The 17753-nt window shown below is 58.3% G+C and carries 18 protein-coding genes; 15 read left to right on the top strand and 3 right to left on the bottom strand.

Going from position 1 to position 17753, the window contains the following annotated elements:
• Window positions 1-9: 9 nt before the first annotated feature.
• Window positions 10-174: a hypothetical protein gene (locus LPB19_RS15940; RefSeq protein ID WP_206643861.1), complete on the top strand. Its 165-nt coding sequence runs from the start codon at window positions 10-12 to the stop codon at window positions 172-174.
• On the opposite strand, the gene LPB19_RS15945 is transcribed toward LPB19_RS15940, so the two are convergent.
• Together LPB19_RS15945 and LPB19_RS15950 are read right to left on the bottom strand one after the other, a co-directional pair.
• A complete protein-coding gene (locus LPB19_RS15945; protein WP_206643862.1) occupies window positions 171-1214 on the bottom strand; it encodes a CNNM domain-containing protein in 1044 nt (347 codons plus the stop codon). The genes LPB19_RS15940 and LPB19_RS15945 overlap by 4 nt on opposite strands.
• Window positions 1211-3265, bottom strand: a complete 2055-nt coding sequence (locus LPB19_RS15950; protein WP_206643863.1) for an NADPH-dependent 2,4-dienoyl-CoA reductase — start codon at window positions 3263-3265, stop codon at window positions 1211-1213. Before LPB19_RS15950 ends, LPB19_RS15945 begins: the two co-directional genes overlap by 4 nt.
• 347 nt (window positions 3266-3612) lie before the next feature.
• Here LPB19_RS15950 and LPB19_RS15955 point away from each other — a divergent pair, with 347 nt between their 5' ends.
• The 14 genes from LPB19_RS15955 (at window position 3613) to ppnP (ending at window position 15744) form a co-directional block, all read left to right on the top strand.
• Complete coding sequence (locus LPB19_RS15955) at window positions 3613-6414, top strand: monovalent cation/H+ antiporter subunit A (RefSeq protein ID WP_206643864.1); 2802 nt, start codon at window positions 3613-3615, stop codon at window positions 6412-6414.
• A complete protein-coding gene (locus LPB19_RS15960) occupies window positions 6414-6782 on the top strand; it encodes a Na+/H+ antiporter subunit C (protein ID WP_206643865.1) in 369 nt (122 codons plus the stop codon). Before LPB19_RS15955 ends, LPB19_RS15960 begins: the two co-directional genes overlap by 1 nt.
• Window positions 6779-8296 carry a monovalent cation/H+ antiporter subunit D gene (locus LPB19_RS15965; RefSeq protein WP_206643866.1) on the top strand — a complete coding sequence of 506 codons (1518 nt, stop codon included), beginning with the start codon at window positions 6779-6781 and terminating at the stop codon, window positions 8294-8296. Before LPB19_RS15960 ends, LPB19_RS15965 begins: the two co-directional genes overlap by 4 nt.
• Window positions 8296-8784 carry a Na+/H+ antiporter subunit E gene (locus tag LPB19_RS15970; RefSeq protein ID WP_206643867.1) on the top strand — a complete coding sequence of 163 codons (489 nt, stop codon included), beginning with the start codon at window positions 8296-8298 and terminating at the stop codon, window positions 8782-8784. The genes LPB19_RS15965 and LPB19_RS15970 overlap by 1 nt, the downstream gene beginning before the upstream one ends.
• Window positions 8781-9050 carry a K+/H+ antiporter subunit F gene (locus LPB19_RS15975; RefSeq protein ID WP_206643868.1) on the top strand — a complete coding sequence of 90 codons (270 nt, stop codon included), beginning with the start codon at window positions 8781-8783 and terminating at the stop codon, window positions 9048-9050. Before LPB19_RS15970 ends, LPB19_RS15975 begins: the two co-directional genes overlap by 4 nt.
• 37 nt (window positions 9051-9087) lie before the next feature.
• On the top strand, window positions 9088-9420 hold the full coding sequence (locus LPB19_RS15980) for a Na+/H+ antiporter subunit G (protein WP_206643869.1): 333 nt from the start codon (window positions 9088-9090) through the stop codon (window positions 9418-9420).
• Between the two features lie 121 nt (window positions 9421-9541).
• Entirely contained in the window at window positions 9542-11851 is a 2310-nt protein-coding gene (locus LPB19_RS15985; RefSeq protein WP_206643870.1) for a putative monovalent cation/H+ antiporter subunit A, read from the top strand.
• Window positions 11848-12273: a Na+/H+ antiporter subunit B gene (locus tag LPB19_RS15990; RefSeq protein WP_206643871.1), complete on the top strand. Its 426-nt coding sequence runs from the start codon at window positions 11848-11850 to the stop codon at window positions 12271-12273. The genes LPB19_RS15985 and LPB19_RS15990 overlap by 4 nt, the downstream gene beginning before the upstream one ends.
• Before the next feature lie 34 nt (window positions 12274-12307).
• Window positions 12308-12655 carry a Na+/H+ antiporter subunit C gene (locus LPB19_RS15995; RefSeq protein WP_206643872.1) on the top strand — a complete coding sequence of 116 codons (348 nt, stop codon included), beginning with the start codon at window positions 12308-12310 and terminating at the stop codon, window positions 12653-12655.
• Complete coding sequence (locus LPB19_RS16000) at window positions 12652-14166, top strand: Na+/H+ antiporter subunit D (protein ID WP_206643873.1); 1515 nt, start codon at window positions 12652-12654, stop codon at window positions 14164-14166. Before LPB19_RS15995 ends, LPB19_RS16000 begins: the two co-directional genes overlap by 4 nt.
• Window positions 14163-14636, top strand: a complete 474-nt coding sequence (locus LPB19_RS16005; protein WP_206643874.1) for a Na+/H+ antiporter subunit E — start codon at window positions 14163-14165, stop codon at window positions 14634-14636. The genes LPB19_RS16000 and LPB19_RS16005 overlap by 4 nt, the downstream gene beginning before the upstream one ends.
• Before the next feature lie 8 nt (window positions 14637-14644).
• Window positions 14645-14917, top strand: coding sequence for a monovalent cation/H+ antiporter complex subunit F (locus LPB19_RS16010; protein WP_206643875.1), 273 nt, complete (start codon window positions 14645-14647; stop codon window positions 14915-14917).
• Window positions 14910-15320 (top strand): monovalent cation/H(+) antiporter subunit G, encoded by a 411-nt coding sequence (mnhG, locus tag LPB19_RS16015; protein WP_206643876.1) that lies wholly within the window; start codon window positions 14910-14912, stop codon window positions 15318-15320. The genes LPB19_RS16010 and mnhG overlap by 8 nt, the downstream gene beginning before the upstream one ends.
• A 142-nt stretch (window positions 15321-15462) precedes the next feature.
• A complete protein-coding gene (gene ppnP / locus LPB19_RS16020; protein ID WP_206643877.1) occupies window positions 15463-15744 on the top strand; it encodes a pyrimidine/purine nucleoside phosphorylase in 282 nt (93 codons plus the stop codon).
• Window positions 15745-15860: 116 nt separating this feature from the next.
• On the opposite strand, the gene LPB19_RS16025 is transcribed toward ppnP, so the two are convergent.
• Complete coding sequence (locus LPB19_RS16025; protein WP_206643878.1) at window positions 15861-17735, bottom strand: sigma 54-interacting transcriptional regulator; 1875 nt, start codon at window positions 17733-17735, stop codon at window positions 15861-15863.
• Window positions 17736-17753 lie beyond the last annotated feature (18 nt).

Consider the following 17753-nt stretch of genomic DNA (forward strand, 5'->3'; position numbering starts at 1 on the left):
GAGGTAACCATGGACACACCAGCACGGCCAAACCAGACCGATATTCTTAACAAGCTGTATTGCATGAAGCAGAAGCAGCTGGCCAAAGCCCTGGAAAGCGGAAATAACCTTCGAAGTCAGGTTCTTGCCGCCGAGGCCGAGGCCATCTTCAACGCCATAAAGGCCGCCCGCTAACCTTTGCCTTCACCGTTCCCCGGAGCCAGACTTTTCCTCAGCCGTCGGCTCCATCGCTGTTTGGCATAGCGGCGAAGGTTAGAGACATTGTCAGTTTCGTCCATGATTTCGGTGCCCAAAAGTGTCTCTAATATGTCCTCCAGCGTCACTATGCCCAGCCAGGTCCCCAGCTGGTCGTAGACAACCGCCAAGTGCTGCCGCTCGCGCAACATGTCCGAGAACAAGAACTCTATGTTGGTGTTGCCCTTGACCTGTTTGATCTGACGCATATGGTCGAGCAGGTCGGCATCCGAGTCGAGGTTGAGAAGATCGGCGCGGTGCAGGTAACCCAGCGCCTCCCCCTCTTTATCGATCACCGGATACCGGGAAAACGGCGAATTCCGGACCTTCTCCCGGAACTCGTCCACCGTCGTGCCCGGCTCGATAAATTTGCACACCGTTCTGGGCGTCATCACAGCATCGACTTTGATTTCATGAAATCTCAGCACGTTCTGGATGATCCGCCGTTCATCTTCGTCGAGCGCCTGCTGGTCCCGACCGATTTCCGCCAGGGCACTGATTTCACCGCGGATGTCCGTTTCCGGCTCTCCAGAGCCGATTCGCCGGGTAACCTGCTTGGACAGCCAGATAAACGGCAACAGCGCCTTGATCATAAACCCGAGAACGCCGGGCAGATGCGGTGCCAGCCCCCGCCAATACTTGGCGCCGATGGTCTTCGGAATAATCTCAGAGAAAATCAGGATGGCCAGGGTCATCGCCGCCGAGGCCGCACCCAGCCAGGCTTCACCAAACACCACGGCCACCTGGGCGCCAACCCCGGTTGCCCCCACCGTGTGAGCCACGGTGTTGAGTGTAAGGATTGCCGACAGCGGGTCTTCGACGTCGTCCTTCAGCTTGCGCATCCGGGCGAACTGTTCCGGGTCGTCCTTTTTCAGCGACGCCACGTAGCTGGGCGTCACTGATAGCAGGGCTGCCTCCAGAATGGAGCAGAGGAACGAGAACCCGATTGAGAGAATCGCAAACGCAATCAGTAAGGTCATAGGTTCACAGCAACTTCGGTTCCCTGGCGGATAGCCCGTTTCGCATCCAGTTCCTCGGCGACGTCAGCGCCACCGATCAGATGCGCCTTGACGCCCGAAGACTCCAGTTGATCGAAAAGTTCCCGATACGGCTCCTGGCCGGCGCAAATCACCACGTTATCTACGTCCAGTATCCGGGTGTCGGTTTCCTGACCATCCTTGTTCACCAGAGTGATGTGGAGGCCCTCATCGTCGATGCGGTCGTAGCGGCAGCCCCGCAGCATTTCCACATCGCGGTGTTTCAGGCTGTTGCGGTGCACCCAACCCGAGGTTTTACCCAGTCCGGCACCCACTTTCCCGCCCTTGCGCTGCATCAGGTAAATCTTGCGCGGTGATTCCGTGGGTTGACGTTCCGCCAGGCCACCGGGACCCTCGTAATCGGGCGCCACACCCCATTCCGCCTGCCAGGCGGCCACACTGATCTGCTCGCCTTCGGGCTGATGACTGAAATCATGGGTCAGAAATTCACTGACGTCGAAGCCGATACCGCCGGCACCGATCACGGCGACGGATTTGCCCACCGGTTTGTTATGGCGCAGAACGTCCAGATAACCAAGGACTTTCGGATGATCGATGCCCTCAATCGCCGGGGTCCGGGGCTTAACGCCGGTGGCGACAATAACGTCGTCAAAACCGGCAGCGGTCAGGCTGTCGGCGTCCACCCGGGTGTTCAGTTTCAGGTCGATGTCCAGAAGCTCGATCTGGCGCTGGAAATAGCGCAGGGTCTCATAGAACTCTTCCTTGCCCGGAATCCGCTTGGCGTAGTTGAACTGCCCGCCAATGCGATCGTCCGCCTCGAACAGAGTGACCTTGTGCCCTCGCTTGGCGGCAGTGGTGGCGGCGGCAAGCCCCGCCGGCCCGGCGCCGACCACAGCCACCTTTCGGGTGACCGGTGCAACGGTCAGCACCAACTCGGTTTCGTGACAGGCCCGGGGGTTCACCAGGCAAGAGGCCCGCTTGGCCTGGAACGCGTGGTCCAGACACGCCTGGTTACACGCGATGCAGGTATTGATCTCGTCGGCGCGCCCCTGCTCGGCCTTGCGGACAAATTCGCTGTCGGCCAGCAACGGACGGGCCATGGACACCATGTCTGCCTTGCCCGCAGCCAGAATTTCCTCGCCTTTTTCCGGCGTGTTGATCCGGTTGGTTGTGCACACCGGGATCGCCACTTCGCCATAGAACTTGGCCGTCACATCCGCGAATCCGCCCCGGGGCACGGAAGTGACAATGGTGGGTACCCGGGCTTCGTGCCAGCCAATGCCGGTGTTGATAATGGTCGCACCGGCCTGCTCAATGGCCTTGCCGAGAGTCACGATCTGATCCCAGGTCTGGCCACCTTCCACCAGATCCAGCATGGACAAGCGGTAGATGATGATGAACTCGGGGCCAACCGCTTCCCGGATACGACGAACGATTTCCACCGGCAGGCGCATCCGGTTTTCGTACGGGCCGCCCCACTTGTCGGTCCGCTTGTTGGTTCGCTCACACAGGAACTGGTTGATGAAGTAGCCCTCGGAGCCCATCACCTCGACACCGTCGTAGCCGGCAAATTTGGCCAACTCGGCGGCGCGGACAAAGTCCTTGATCTGGCTCTCGACTCCGCGGGCTGACAGCGCCCGGGCCTTGAACGGGGTGATGGGCGCCTTGGTGGCCGACGCCGACACGGTGAACGGATGATAGCCATAGCGACCGGCATGCAGCAGCTGCAAACAGATTTTTCCGCCGGCTTCGTGCACAGCGCCGGTGACATGTCGGTGTAACAGAGCCGTTCCCTTGTTGTTCATGGTAGAGGCGAGGGGCGCCAGCTGGCCCGCCATGTTGGGCGAGTAGCCGCCGGTCACCATGAGACCTACACCGCCCTCGGCGCGCTCGGCAAAGTAGCGGGCGAACTTGTGGATATTCCAGAACCGGTCTTCCAATCCGGTATGCATGGAGCCCATGAGCACACGGTTGCTCAGTTCGGTAAACCCAAGGTCAAGAGGTTTCAGTAAATGTGGGTAGGTTGAACTCATGATGTTGCCTCACGAAAAATTTATACCGAGTATACACTTGGTGAATGGCAAGTTGACTTGACCAGCACGACGGGCCACGTATCATCGTCAATCAAGTTTCACGAACGGAGCAACCATGACCTCAAGGTCTTCTGGCTGCAAGAACTCCACTCGCACGCCGATTACCGCAGACATCGCGCGGCACAGGGGTCGATTACCGTACTTCCCTGACCCTCCCGCCCAGGCCTGACTGCTTCTCATTCCTCTCATCGGTTCAACTAAGCTTTGACAGGTGACAGGAATGCCGGAGACAAGACACGAATAAATAGTTGTCTCTACGACTAACAAGGATCCGATAAGAGGTTGCGATGTCGCTACCGCTGGTTGTTTTACTGCCATTCCTGGGCGCCATAGCCGCGCCCCTGTTTGCCCAGGGAGGACGCACGGCCATTGCCATTGCGTCTTCCGTTCCTGCGCTGATCGCACTTGCCGCATTATTCCCCCATTGGCAGACCTTGGCCGATGGCGGTGTCGTGCTGTACCACGCCGACTGGCTCCCGACGCTGGGCCTGGCCTTCAGCTTCCGCCTTGATGGCCTGTCGCTGCTGTTTGCCCTGCTGATTCTGGTTATCGGGTTGCTGATCATCCTGTATGCCCGCTACTACCTGAAGCCCTACGAAAACGCCGGCAAGTTTTACGCGCTGCTGCTGTGCTTCAAGGGTTCCATGCTGGGTATCGTACTCTCCAGCAACCTGCTGCTGATGATGATTTTCTGGGAGCTGACCAGTCTCACCTCGTTCCTGCTCATCAGTTTCTGGAACTACAAACAGGATGCTCGCCGGGGTGCCCGTATGGCCCTCGCTATCACCGGTGGCGGTGGCCTGGCATTGCTGGCCGGCGTCCTGATCATCGGTAACATTGTCGGCAGTTTTGAACTCGATCAGGTGCTGGCCGCAGGCGACCAGATCAAGGCACACGACCTTTACCCGGTGGCACTGACTCTGATCCTGCTGGGGGCATTCACCAAGTCGGCTCAGTTCCCGTTCCACTTCTGGCTGCCCCATGCCATGCAGGCTCCGACGCCTGTATCGGCCTACCTGCACTCGGCCACCATGGTAAAAGCAGGCATCTTCCTGATGGCTCGTTTGTACCCGGCACTGGCCGGAACGGAACAGTGGTTCTACATGGTCAGCTTTACCGGCATGGCCACGTTGTTGATTGGCGCTTACGTGGCGATGTTCAAGCACGATCTGAAAGGCCTGCTGGCACACTCCACCGTCAGCCACCTGGGGCTGATTACCCTGCTGTTCGGCATGGGCACGGAGCTGGCGGCGGTGGCCGCAGTATTCCATGTCATCAACCACGCCACCTTCAAGGCCTCATTGTTTATGGCCGCCGGCATCATCGACCACGAAACCGGCACCCGGGACATGCGGCGTATCAACGGGCTCTGGCGGTACATGCCCCATACGGCCACCCTCGCCATGGTCGCCGCAGCGTCCATGGCCGGCGTACCATTGCTGAACGGTTTTCTGAGTAAGGAGATGTTCTTTGCCGAATCCCTGGAGCTGAATCTGCCCGGGATCTGGGCCTGGATTCCCCCTCTGGTGGCGACCCTGGCGGGTATTTTTGCCGTGGCCTATTCGGCGCGATTCATACACGACGTGTTCTTTAATGGCCAGCCGGTGGATCTGCCGATCTATCCCCCACACGAGCCGCCCCGGTACATGAAAATCCCCGTCGAGATTCTGGCATTCGCCTGCATCATGGTGGGTATGTTCCCTGCGTTTTCCGTCGGCCCACTGCTGTACGCTGCGGCCTCGGCCACGCTTGGTGGTGATGTTCCGGAATACCATCTAACCATCGCGCACGGCTTTAACCTGCCACTGCTCATGAGTTTTATCGCGTTCTTTGGCGGCTTGCTGATGTACACCCAGAGACAGAAGTTCTTCGACTTCCATGCCCGCTTTAAGGAAATAGATGAAAAAGCGGTGTTCGAAGCTGCCATGCTCAAGCTCGAAGCCTTCGCCCGCACCGTGACTGCCCGCCTCGAAAATGGCTCGCTGCAGCGCTATACCCTGCTGCTGGTCATCAGCGTCATTGCGGTTGCCGCAGCGCCGCTGCTCGACCTCGGGATTTTTGTGGGTGAAACCGGGCTGACGCCGATTGATGTCCCCACCGCGATGGCCGCCGGCGTATTGATCCTGTGCGCCCTGCTCACAGCGGCCCTGCACTGGTCACGCTTCTATGCCCTGACCTTGCTGAGCGTGGTGGGACTGATCGTGGCTCTGGCCTTTGCCCGCTTCTCAGCACCCGACCTGGCCATGACCCAGCTGTCAGTGGAAGTGGTTACCATCGTACTGCTCATGCTGGCGCTGTATTACATGCCGTCCTGGACACCGATAGAAACCCCGATGCCACGACGTATTCGCGACATTGTGATCGCGCTGGTGGCGGGTGTCGGCATGACGCTGGTCACCCTGGCCATGCTGACCCAGCCGTTCAGTTCCATTTCCGAGTTCTTCCTGGAGAACAGCAAAACCGGCGGTGGCGGCACCAACGTGGTGAACGTGATCCTGGTGGACTTCCGGGGCTTTGATACCCTTGGCGAGATCACCGTTCTGGCCATTGCGGCCCTGGGCATCTACGCCATGCTGAAGGACATGGCCCTGACGCCTCCCCCGGGTGATGGCGAGGGCCATGCATGGGCGCGGGATGCGCACCCGCTGATGCTTCGGCTGATTGCCCGGCCGATGCTGCCGTTGGCGCTCATCGTCTCCGCCTTTATCTTCCTGCGCGGGCACAATTTGCCGGGCGGTGGGTTTATTGCCGGCCTGATTACCTCGGTTGCTTTGATCCTCCAGTATGTGGCCGCCGGCCTGACCTGGACCGAAGCACGGGTGCCATTCAAGTACCATAGCGTCATAGCGATGGGACTGCTGTTTGCCCTGATTGCCGGGGCTGGCAGTCTCGCCTTCGGCTATCCGTTCCTGACCTCCACCTTCGGCTACATCACCTGGCCGGTGGTGGGCAAGTTCGAAGTTGCCTCGGCCCTGGTGTTTGATCTCGGCGTCTATCTGACCGTCATTGGCGCCACCCTGCTGGCAATCGTGAGCATCGGGAGGATTTCCCCTCATTCGGCCATCAAGAGTCCTAAGGAGGGCGCGTAATGGAACTTGCCTTTGCCCTGATCATCGGTGCCTTGACCGCATCCGGCGTGTACCTGATTCTGCGTGCCCGAACTTTCCCGGTGGTAGTCGGTTTGACCCTGCTCTCTTACGGGGTGAACCTTTTCCTGTTTTCGAGCGGTCGGCTCGCAACCGGTGGCCAACCAATCCTGGGCTCCACAGAAGCCTATTCCGATCCACTTCCCCAGGCGCTGGTTCTGACGGCAATTGTTATTGGCTTTGCCATGACCGCCTTTGTGGTGGTTCTGTCGCTACGGAGCCTGGCCGACCACGAGGATGATCACGTAGACGGCGAGCGCAATGTCAGGAGTACGGACACCCATCAGGAAAAACAGGAGGGCCAGCGATGACTCACTGGCTGACCGCCCCCATCCTGATCCCGCTGATCGGAGGCATCATTCAGGTGTTCATGGGCTATGCCCCCATCAGCCTGAGGCGAACCCTGGCTCTGATCACCACCGTTCTGATGATGGTCTCCTCCATCGTACTGCTGGTGATGGCCAGCGACGGCAGTTACCGGCTCTACGCCTTCGGTAACTGGCAGCCACCGTTCGGCATCGTACTGGTGCTCGATCGGCTGGCCGCCCTGATGCTGGTGCTCACCTCGGTGCTGGCACTGTTCTGCCATATCTTTTCTCTCGGTGGCCAGGACGAAGGCAACCGGCAGTTCCACGGCCTGTTCCTGTTCCAGTTACTGGGCCTGAACATTGCCTTCCTGACCGGCGATCTGTTCAACCTGTTTGTCGCCTTCGAGGTTCTGCTCATTGCCTCCTACGGTCTGCTGATGCACGGAGGCGGCCGCACCCGCACAACCCCGGGACTGCACTACGTGGTACTCAACCTGATCGGTTCGGCGGTGTTCCTGATCAGTGTCGGCATGATCTACAGCGTTACCGGCACCCTGAATATGGCCCACTTGGCTGTCGAGATCCCGAAAGTCAGCGGCGAAGAACTGAACATCGTCAAGGCCGGTGGCTTGATGCTGCTGGTGGTATTTGCGCTCAAGGCGGCGCTGATTCCACTGTGTTTCTGGCTGCCCAAAGCCTATGCCCGGGCAACTGCTCCGGTGGCCGGCCTGTTCGCGGTGATGACCAAGGTTGGGGTCTACGCCATCCTGCGCATCTACTTCCTGATCTTTGGCGACTCCGCCGGCGCGCTCGCCAACCTGGGCATGGACTGGATGTTCTACCTGGCCCTGATCACCCTCTCCATGGGTGTGATTGGCGCGCTGGGCGCCGACAACCTGCGAACGCTGGTGGCCTGGCAGGTCGTGATTTCGGTCGGCACCCTGCTGGCCCCGATCGCCCTCGGCTCCACCGACGGAATTTCGGCGGCACTCTTTTACCTGCTCAGCACCACCTGGACCGTCGCGGGTCTGTTCCTGGTGGCTAACCTGGTAGCCAGCCAGCGAGGCTCAGCGAAGGACAAAATCGTCACTGCTCCGCGCATGCACAACCGAACCTTCCTGAGCGTACTGTTTATGGTGGGTGCGGTGGCTGCCGCTGGCCTGCCACCGCTCAGCGGGTTCTTCGCCAAAGTTCTGATTCTGCAGTCTTCGCTGGACAGCGAACAGATGGCCTCGCTGTGGTCGGTGATTCTGATCGGCAGTTTCTTTACCCTCATCGCTTACAGCCGTGCCGGCAGTATCTTGTTCTGGCGTACGGTCGATGGACACGTGGAGAACAAGTCACCTCTGACAGGCACGGTATCGGTCAGTGCCGGTGCCCTGGTTGGCCTGAGCCTGGTTATTGTTGCGCTCGCCGGACCGATTGGCACCTACACCGATGCAACGGCCACGCAACTTAAGAACCCGGGTGCCTATATAGACGTGCTGAATACACCGATGGTGGGAGGAAATCCGTAATGCTCGACCGCCTTAGTTTCCCCCAACCCTGGCTCAGCCTGAGCCTTTTCCTCACCTGGCAGTTTCTCAGTGACGGCGTGAGCGGCGGCAGTGTCGTGCTCGGCCTCATTCTCGCCTGGGGAATCCCGCAGTTGACCCGAGGGTTCTGGCCGGATCCGCTCGTCTTCATCAAGGCCTGGCGGATGCCCGCGTTTTTTATTCGTGTGCTTTGGGACATTGTCGTGGCCAGCTTCGAGGTGGCGAAACTCATCCTCAGCCCGCGCCCTTCACGTCCCGCGTTCGTCTGCTACCCGCTGGAGCTGACGGACCCCCTGGCCATCAGCATACTCGCCAGCACCATATCCCTGACCCCCGGCACCGTGAGCGCAGACGTCAGTGACGACAATAAGTTGCTGCTGGTTCATGCCCTGGACGCGGAGGATGACCAGGAGGTCATCGACACCATCCGAAACCGCTACGAGAAGCCTTTGCTGGAGATGTTCCCATGATGGTTACCGCAATCTACATTACCATTGCCATGGTCACTGTGGCGGCCCTGTTGAATGTCTACCGACTGCTCAAGGGACCCGACGCGCCGGATCGGGTGCTGGCCCTGGATACCCTTTACATCAATGCCATCGCCCTGATCGTTCTGCTGGATATTTCGCTCGGAACGCGTATGTACCTGGAATCCGCCCTGCTGATTGCTGTCATGGGGTTCGTAGGTACCGTGGCCATGGCGAAATACCTCAAGCGCGGTAGCGTCATCGAATGATCGCCCGACCATCACAACCGTTTGCGGAGAACCGACAATGAGCCAGTTTACGGAATACGCCATATGCCTGCTGCTGCTGACCGGCGGCGCGTTCACGCTGATCGGTGCCATTGGCCTGGCCCGCTTGCCGGACTTTTTCACCCGGCTGCATGGGCCCACCAAGGCCACCACCATCGGGGTAGGTGCCATCGTGGTCAGCTCGGTCATATACTTCAGCACACTGGGCAAGGGCATTGGTGTGGAAGAAATCCTGGTTGTCGTGTTCCTGTTCATGACGGCGCCCGTCAGTGCCAACTTTCTGGCAAAAGCCGCCATGCACCTGAAGGTGAAGACAACCGACAACACCCGGGGCCAACCCTGGGACCAGTAAACGAGACATCTAAAAGAATTCTAAGAACTTTTTCGTCCAAGGAATCGTATTTGCTAGAGTTGTGTTAAGCCACTATTAACGGCAGTGCCTCTCAACCTGGGTCTGCAAGGAGCGCCCACGCATGATGTTGCTGGCTGTGCTATCCGGTTTCTTGCTGGCGATTGCTGTGCCAGTGCTGTATCGCCTGGCAGGCAACTACATCGGCTGGGTGCTGGCCCTGTTGCCCGCATCACTCACCGGGTACTTTCTCAACCTGATACCGTCGATCACCGGCGGGCAAACGCTGGTCATTGAGCATCAATGGATGCCCAGCCTCGGGGTATCGCTCGATTTCATGGTCGATGGCCTGTCCCTGGTGTTTGCTCTGCTCATCAGCGCTATCGGCACCTTCATCCTGATCTATGCCGGCTCCTACCTGAAAGGTCACAGGGATCTCGGCCGTTTCTACGTCATCATGCTGTCATTCATGGCGTCGATGCTCGGCCTGGTATTGTCAGACAACCTCATCACGTTCTTCGTATTCTGGGAACTCACCAGCATCACCTCTTACCTGCTGATTGGCTTCAACCATGAAGACGCCGAGGCCCGGAAGTTTGCGTTACAGGGGCTGTTTGTTACGGCCGGGGGCGGTCTGGTCCTGATGGCGGGCCTGATTCTGCTGATTTTCATGACCGGCAGCTATTCGTTTTCTGACATTCTTGCCTCTGATCAACCGTTGCACGAACACAGTTATTACGTCGGTGCCACCGTGTGCATTCTGATTGGCGCCTTCACCAAGTCAGCCCAGGTGCCGTTCCACTTCTGGCTACCCAATGCCATGGCAGCACCCACGCCGGTTTCTGCCTTCCTGCATTCGGCTACCATGGTGAAGGCGGGCGTGTACCTGCTGGCACGGCTGAACTCTTCGATGGGCGAGCATGAACTGTGGAGCAACGCCCTGATGTTCTTCGGTGCAGCAACCATGCTCACCGGCGCCTACCTGGCGTTCAGCAGCACCGGTATCAAGAAGGTCCTGGCGTATTCCACCATTATGGCGCTGGGCACCCTGACCATGTTGATCGGGGTGGGTACGGAAAAGGCGACGACCGCGTTCATCTGTTTTCTGGTGGCTCATTCTCTGTACAAGGGCGCACTGTTCATGATTGCAGGCGCCCTTGACCATGAAACCGGTACCAAGGACATCACCAGGATGGGCGGGCTCAGACGTGCCATGCCCAATACCGCAATAATCACCTGTCTGGCAGCACTGTCGCTGGCCGGACTTCCGCCGCTCTTCGGTTTCGTTGCCAAGGAGTTGCTGCTCGAGTCTCTGCTGCAATCGCCGTCCTGGTCCCTGGTGCTGGTCACCATGGCGGTTGTCGCCTCAATGCTGGTCGTTGCAGTTGCCGGCATCGTGTTTATCAAACCGTTTTTCGGGCCAATCTCAACCACACCGAAACACCCCCACGAAGCGCCCTTTGCCATGCTGGTCGGCCCTGCTGTGCTGTCGGTGATTGCGCTGGTGTTCGGGGTGGCGCCATTTCTGCCAGGAGCGCTGGTGCTGGATGCGGCGGTGTCCTCAATCTATGGCAACAGCGTCGAGACGGCCCTTGCCCTCTGGCATGGCGTGAATGTTCCTTTGATGCTTTCCGCTGTCAGCCTGCTGGCAGGGACAATGCTGTTTGCCTCCTGGCACAAACTGCAACCGGCACTCGACACCGTCAACAGCAGTGTCAGCCGCGTTGGCCCGGAAGCCGGGTATTTCCGATTCATGCTGGGCATTACCCAGGTCGCCAGCTGGCAAACACGACTGTTGCAGAACGGCGTGCTCGGTATTTACTTGGTGACTCTGGTACTCGTCACCTTCGGACTGGTCGGGTACACCTTGCTGACCCGTCATGGCCTCGATTTGAGCTTCGATTTCAGCAACGGATACTTTTATGAATTCGGTATCGCGCTCCTGATCGTCGCCTCTACCGTCTTTGCCAGTGTCACCAGTTCACGGCTGGGCTCGGTGGCTTCGGTAGGCGTCCAGGGGTTCGGGGTAGCATTGATCTTTATCCACTTCAGCGCGCCGGATCTGGGCATCACGCAGCTGCTGGTCGAGACGCTGACGGTTATCCTGCTGGTTCTGGTGCTTTTCAGACTGCCGCCGTTTGTCAGTCTTTCCTCTCCCTTGGAGCGTTCCCGGGATCTGACCGTGGCGGTCTTTGCCGGTACGGTGATGACCCTACTCATGCTCGCGGTGCTGGACATTCAGTACTTTGAGAGCATCTCCAGTTATTACATCGAGAACAGCTACGAACTGGCTTTCGGCAAAAACATTGTCAATGTGATTCTGGTGGACTTCCGGCAGCTCGATACCCTAGGAGAGATTTTCGTGCTTGGCCTGGCCGCATTGGGGGTTTATTCCATGCTCAAGCTCAAGGCGGAGGAGCAACACAAACCATGAATTCCAACACCCTTATCCTGCACACCGCCGCACTGGCCATCATGCCGCTGCAGCTGATGTTCTCGGTGTTCCTGCTATTGCGGGGGCACGATGAGCCCGGAGGTGGCTTCATTGGCGGGCTGGTCGCCGCAAGCGCGTTTGTCCTCTACGCCTTTGCCTTCGGTGCCAGGCCAACGCGCAGACTGATGCGCGTCAATCCAAGGGATCTGCTGGCGGCCGGTTTGTTGTTTGGGCTGGCCTCAACCCTACCCGCCCTGTTGTCGGGCCAACCGATGCTGACAGCCCACTGGTGGCAATTGCCCCTGCCCGGCGAGGGCTACCTGAAGTTGTCGACCGTACTGATCTTCGACATTGGCGTGTACCTGGCGGTCCTGGGTACGCTGATGACCTTCGTGATTGGTTTGATGGAGTCGGGAGAGTAATGCAAACGACAGCCTGCAAACGAGGAGCAACTCCATGGAAACCCTGATGGCCTATGTTATCGGCCTGCTCTTTGCGGCCAGCATTTACATGATGCTGCGGCGCTCGATCGTGAAGCTGGTGATTGGCCTGATCATTCTCAGCAACGCTGCGAATCTGCTGATTTTTGTGGTCTCGGGCCTGACACGGGGTGCGCCGCCACTTATTCCCGAAGGCACAGCGGAAGCCGCCGGTGCGGTGGCAGACCCGTTGCCCCAGGCGCTGATCCTCACAGCAATCGTGATTGCGTTTAGCGTGCTAGCGTTCGCGGTGGTTCTCATACGACGGGCTTACGAAGTGGTGGGAACCGATGACCTTGCCCAGATGAAGGATACGGATACTTGAACCTGGAGCTCGTTCTTCCGATTCTGATCCCTCTGACTGCCGGCGCGCTCTCTCTGGCGTTCTGGCGCTCCGTTCGCGTTCAGCGCCTTCTTGCCGTGATTGCCACCGGGCTCTTGCTCGGGGTGAGTATCTGGCTGATGCGCTCAACCATCGCACAGGGCTTCCTGGTGGTGGAAGTGGGCAGCTGGCCAGCGCCCTTCAGCATCGTTTTGGTATCCGATGTGCTGGGGGCCATTATGATCGTGCTCACCAGCATCATCGGCCTCGCTATCGCAATTTATTCCCTCGCCTCGACGCCCCCGGGGCACGAAAAATTCGGCTATTACCCCCTGATGCACCTGCTGCTTGCCGGCGTCTCTGGTGCTTTTCTGACCGGCGACATCTTTAACCTGTTTGTCTGGTTTGAGGTGATGCTGCTTGCATCTTTCGCACTGCTGACCCTCGGCGGCGAACGCGCGCAGATGGAAGGGGCGATCAAGTATGTCACCCTGAACCTGTTCTCCTCGGCGATTTTCCTGTCGGCCGTTGGCCTGCTCTACGGCATGGTCGGCACCCTGAACATGGCGGACATCGCCCAGAAGGTCAGTCAGGTTGAAGACCCCGGCATGGTCACGGTGGTCTCTCTACTCTTCATGGTGTCCTTCGGTATCAAGGCGGCGGCTTTCCCGTTGTTTTTCTGGCTACCGGCGTCCTATCACACCCCGCAGGTAGCGGTTTCTGCGCTGTTTGCCGGCTTGCTGACCAAAGTTGGGGTATATGCCCTTTACCGGGTGTTCACGCTGATTTTCACCCAGGATGTGGGGTACACGCATACCATCATGCTCTGGGCCGCCACCATCACCATGCTTACGGGCGTGCTCGGGGCCGCCGCGCAATTCGAGTTCCGCCGGATTCTGTCGTTCCATATCGTCAGCCAGATCGGCTACATGCTGCTCGGGCTTGCCCTGTTCACGCCACTGGCGCTGATTGGGGGCGTGTTCTACATCATGCATCACATTATCGTGAAGACGAACCTGTTCCTGGTCAGCGGCATTACCTACCGCCTGCTGGGCAGCTATGAATTGAAGAACCTGGGTGGCGTCTATCGTCAGCGTCCGTATCTGGCCCTGCTGTTTCTGATTCCGGCGTTGTCGCTGGCGGGTATCCCGCCCTTGTCCGGTTTCTTCGCCAAGTTCGTTGTGATTCGGGCAAGCCTTGAGGCCAGCGAGTATTTCATTTCAGGCATTGCCTTACTGGTTGGTTTACTGACCCTCTATTCGATGATCAAGATCTGGGCGGAGGTCTTCTGGAAGAAAGTCCCGGAGCATGTGACGGATGTGAGCAGGCTCAATGGTGAAGTCAAAGACCCACGCAGCTGGGCCTTTTACGTGCCCGTTGTTGGTCTCGCATTCTGCACGCTCATTATTGGCCTTTACGGTCAGCCCATCTACGTGCTCGCCGAGACGGCAGCCGACCAGCTAATGAACCCACAACTGTATATCGAAGCGGTTCTGGGAGGGCAGTCGAAGTGACTGGCATGTTCTGGAATTTACTACTGGCCCTGGCCTGGGCCGCCCTCAGTGGCAGTTTTACCGGGATGAACCTGCTGGCCGGCTTCTGCTTCGGCTACTTTGCACTCATGGTACTGCAGAAGCAGGTACCGGCATTGAAGGGCTATTCGCGGAGGCTGCCACGGCTTATGGCCTTCCTGTTCTTTTTTATCAGGGAACTGGTGAAGTCAAACTTGCGGGTTGCCTACGACATCGCAACACCGGTCTGGCATATGAAACCCGGGGTGATCGCATTTCCCCTCGAGGCCAGATCCGACATGGAGATCATGTTTGTCAGCAGCCTGATTTCCCTGACGCCGGGCACTCTGAGCCTCGATGTCTCCGATGACCGGCGTGTGCTATTCATTCACGCCATGTTCCTTCAGGACGAGGAACAACTCAGAGCAGACCTCAGGGAACTGGAACGCCGAATCCTGAAAGTCATGCGCTAGGAGCTGCCATGCTGAATATTGCAATCAATCTGGTTTATTTGATGTTTTCCCTGGCGCTGCTGTTTTCGTTCATTCGATTAACCCTTGGCCCCTCCCTCGCCGACCGCGTTGTTGCTCTCGAGCTCATTGCCTCCGTGGTTGTGGGCTTCGTCGGCGTGCACGCCATTGATACAGGCGTCTCCAGTTTTCTTGATGTCGCCATCGTCATCGCCTTGACCGCCTTCCTGGCGGCCATCGGGTTTGCACGATTCCTGGAACGGGGAGGCGTTAAGGATGAGTGAACTGATCGTTTCTGTTCTGCTAGTTTCCGGGGCTTCGTTCGTTATTCTTGCCGCCCTTGGCATCCTGCGGCTGCCCGACCTGCCCACCCGCATGCATGCGTCCACTAAGGCCGGTGCAATGGGTGCTATCTTGATCATGAGCGCAGTGGCACTGCATTTTTCTGAAAGCACCGTCGTTGCCAGAGCAATCGCCTTTATTATCTTCATCCTGCTGACCACGCCCATCGCGGCCCATGTTATTGGCCGCGCCGGCTATCGTACCGGTGCAGAACTCTGGGACGGCACCATCAAGGACGAGCTCCGCGAGCGCTACGATCCCGGTACCCATCAGCTTGAGAGCGGACTGGAAGGAAAAACAGAGGGCGGAATGCCGCTGCAACCCTCGGACCGGTCGGAAATGTAACCCGCTTTGAATGCCGGGGTAATTGGTAATCGCCCGGTCAAAACGGGTCGGCGCCCGCCGCTGGGACCCACAATTTTTCATTGGAAGGGCGGAGAATTCCCGTATAGTAGGCGCCCCATTTCTTATAAGGAGACAGCGCACAATGCTGAAAGTTAATGAATATTTTGATGGCAAAGCCAAGTCCATCAACTTCCAGACCTCCACCCTGCCGGCGACGGTGGGCGTGATCAGCCCGGGCGACTACGAGTTCGGAACCACCAAGAAAGAAACCATGACCATCATCAGTGGCGCACTGACCGTGATGCTGCCGGGCATGGACGACTGGCTGACCTATGGCGCGGGCGAGAGCTTTGAAGTCGCCGGCCAGGCCAGCTTCAAGGTGACCACGGACGTCGACACGGCTTACCTCTGCACTTACGAATAAGCGTCGGGTGCCCGGCCCTGTTCTTGGGTCAGCGCCCTGAAGAAAAAAGCCCCGTGACAGCATCTCGCTGCACGGGGCTTTTTATTAGTTTAAGACTGAGAACCTCTTGAATCAGATCAGTCAACAGTTCCGGACTTCAATTGCTTCAGACGTCGCCACAGCGTGGTCTGACTGATCCCAAGATACTCCGCGGCTCGACTCTTATTGCCATTGAAACTCTCCAGAACCCGAAGAATCTCTTCCTGCTCCATAGTCTGCAAATGCCCGGAGTCCGCTGATGACTTAGATACGGATTGACGCTCAAACAACTCGGGTGCCAAAGTGGGGAGATTGTTGGCGAACTGGTCGACGGAGGCATACATGCTCGACGACACCAACAATCGTTCCATCAGATTCTCAAGCTGCCGAACGTTACCCGGCCAGTGGTATTTCCGAAAGATTGGCACCAGTGCTGCCACCAGAGCGGTCTCGTCTGTTTCTATAGCGTATTGCTTGCCCAGCGTCCGGACGAAGTGCCGTGTAAGCGGTTCGATATCATCGGGCCGATCCCTCAGGGGCGGCAGATTGACGATAAAGACATTAAGCCGGTAGTAGAGGTCCTCCCGGAACCGGCCCGCCTCAACCTCCTTGAGGAGATCATGGTTACAGGCAGCCACGAACTTGATGTTCAGGGCAATGGAGCGTCGCGCACCGACGGGCCGCACCTCTTTTTCCTGCAGCACCCTCAGCAACTTGGCCTGCTGCGGAATAGGCAGCGAGTTGATCTCGTCCATGAAAAAGGTCCCGTTGTTGGCGGACTCAAGCAAGCCAGACTGGCCACCGCTGCGTGAACTGGTGAATGCTCCGTCGGCGTACCCAAAGAGTTCGGATTCGAACAGTTCACCCGGAATGGCGGCGCAGTTAATCGCGACAAAGGGCCCGTTCCGATTGGCGCTGGAGTCGTGAACCATACGGGCGGCCAGCTCCTTACCGGTTCCGGTTTCCCCCCGCAGCAGGACAGCCCCGGGCGTTGCCCCATACACCTGAAGAAAGTGACTGACTTCCATCATCCTCTTGGACTGAAATACCAGCGTGGAGGATGGTGCGTCGGCATCTGGCGCACTAACGGGCGCCGCTTTGATCAAGTACAGGTGGCCAACGCGCTGACCGTCCATTTCGAACGAGCGCTTGGCGACCCGACAGAGCCGCTCGCCGATCAGGATGCCATCGGCAACGGTTTCCGCCGTCTGTAGAAACCGTCCATCCAGATACCTGTCCACCCGCCTGTTGCGGCTTAACCCTGCAATCAGGCTTCGGGCAGCGCCATTAAATCCAATGATCTGCTCATCCCGATTGGTGACGAGGGTCGCTTCCGTTGCGCTGTCCAGCAGAAACTGACTGAAGGCTCTCTGCTCACTTTCCCGCTTGTATTCGCCAGCCACCGCAATAGCCCGCTGGATCATCTGCCGGCATGATTCCCTGGAATAGAGCATGACGTAGGGGATGTTTGCACTTTCGGCCAGGTCGCAGGTGTAACTGGAGCCGATTATCACGCCAAAGCCATCGTCTCTGACCCGATCGAAGATCTCCTTTGCCTCTTCGGCAGTCTGATAGGTGCGGTGGACGATCTCCGCACCCTCGACATACTCCAGAAACCCGGTCCAGGTGGCCTGATGTTCGTGGGTCAGAAGCAGAATTCTTCGGTCCACCCTGCGAGCCTTGAGGACAGCTTCAACCAGATCGGACTGGCGCACCTCCAGCGGCACAACCGGAACCGGCAGGGTATCCTTGAGGTAATAGGCGTTTGCCCCGGCGCTGATAAAGACATCGACCGCGTCGTGCTCCACCAGTCGCCGGGCGGACAGAAGTGCGTCGTGAAAGACACTGTCAATAATGACAATTTCGGCAATGGAGCTGAATTCCGGAACCAGCGAATGCACCATTTTGCTTAGTTTCGAGTTACCAATCAGGCAAACGGTGGCGCGACGACTCTCTGCGTTGTTGAACTCCAAAATTCGCCTCCGGAAATT

This window comes from Marinobacter salinisoli (assembly GCF_017301335.1).
In the GTDB taxonomy this organism is placed as follows: domain Bacteria; phylum Pseudomonadota; class Gammaproteobacteria; order Pseudomonadales; family Oleiphilaceae; genus Marinobacter; species Marinobacter salinisoli.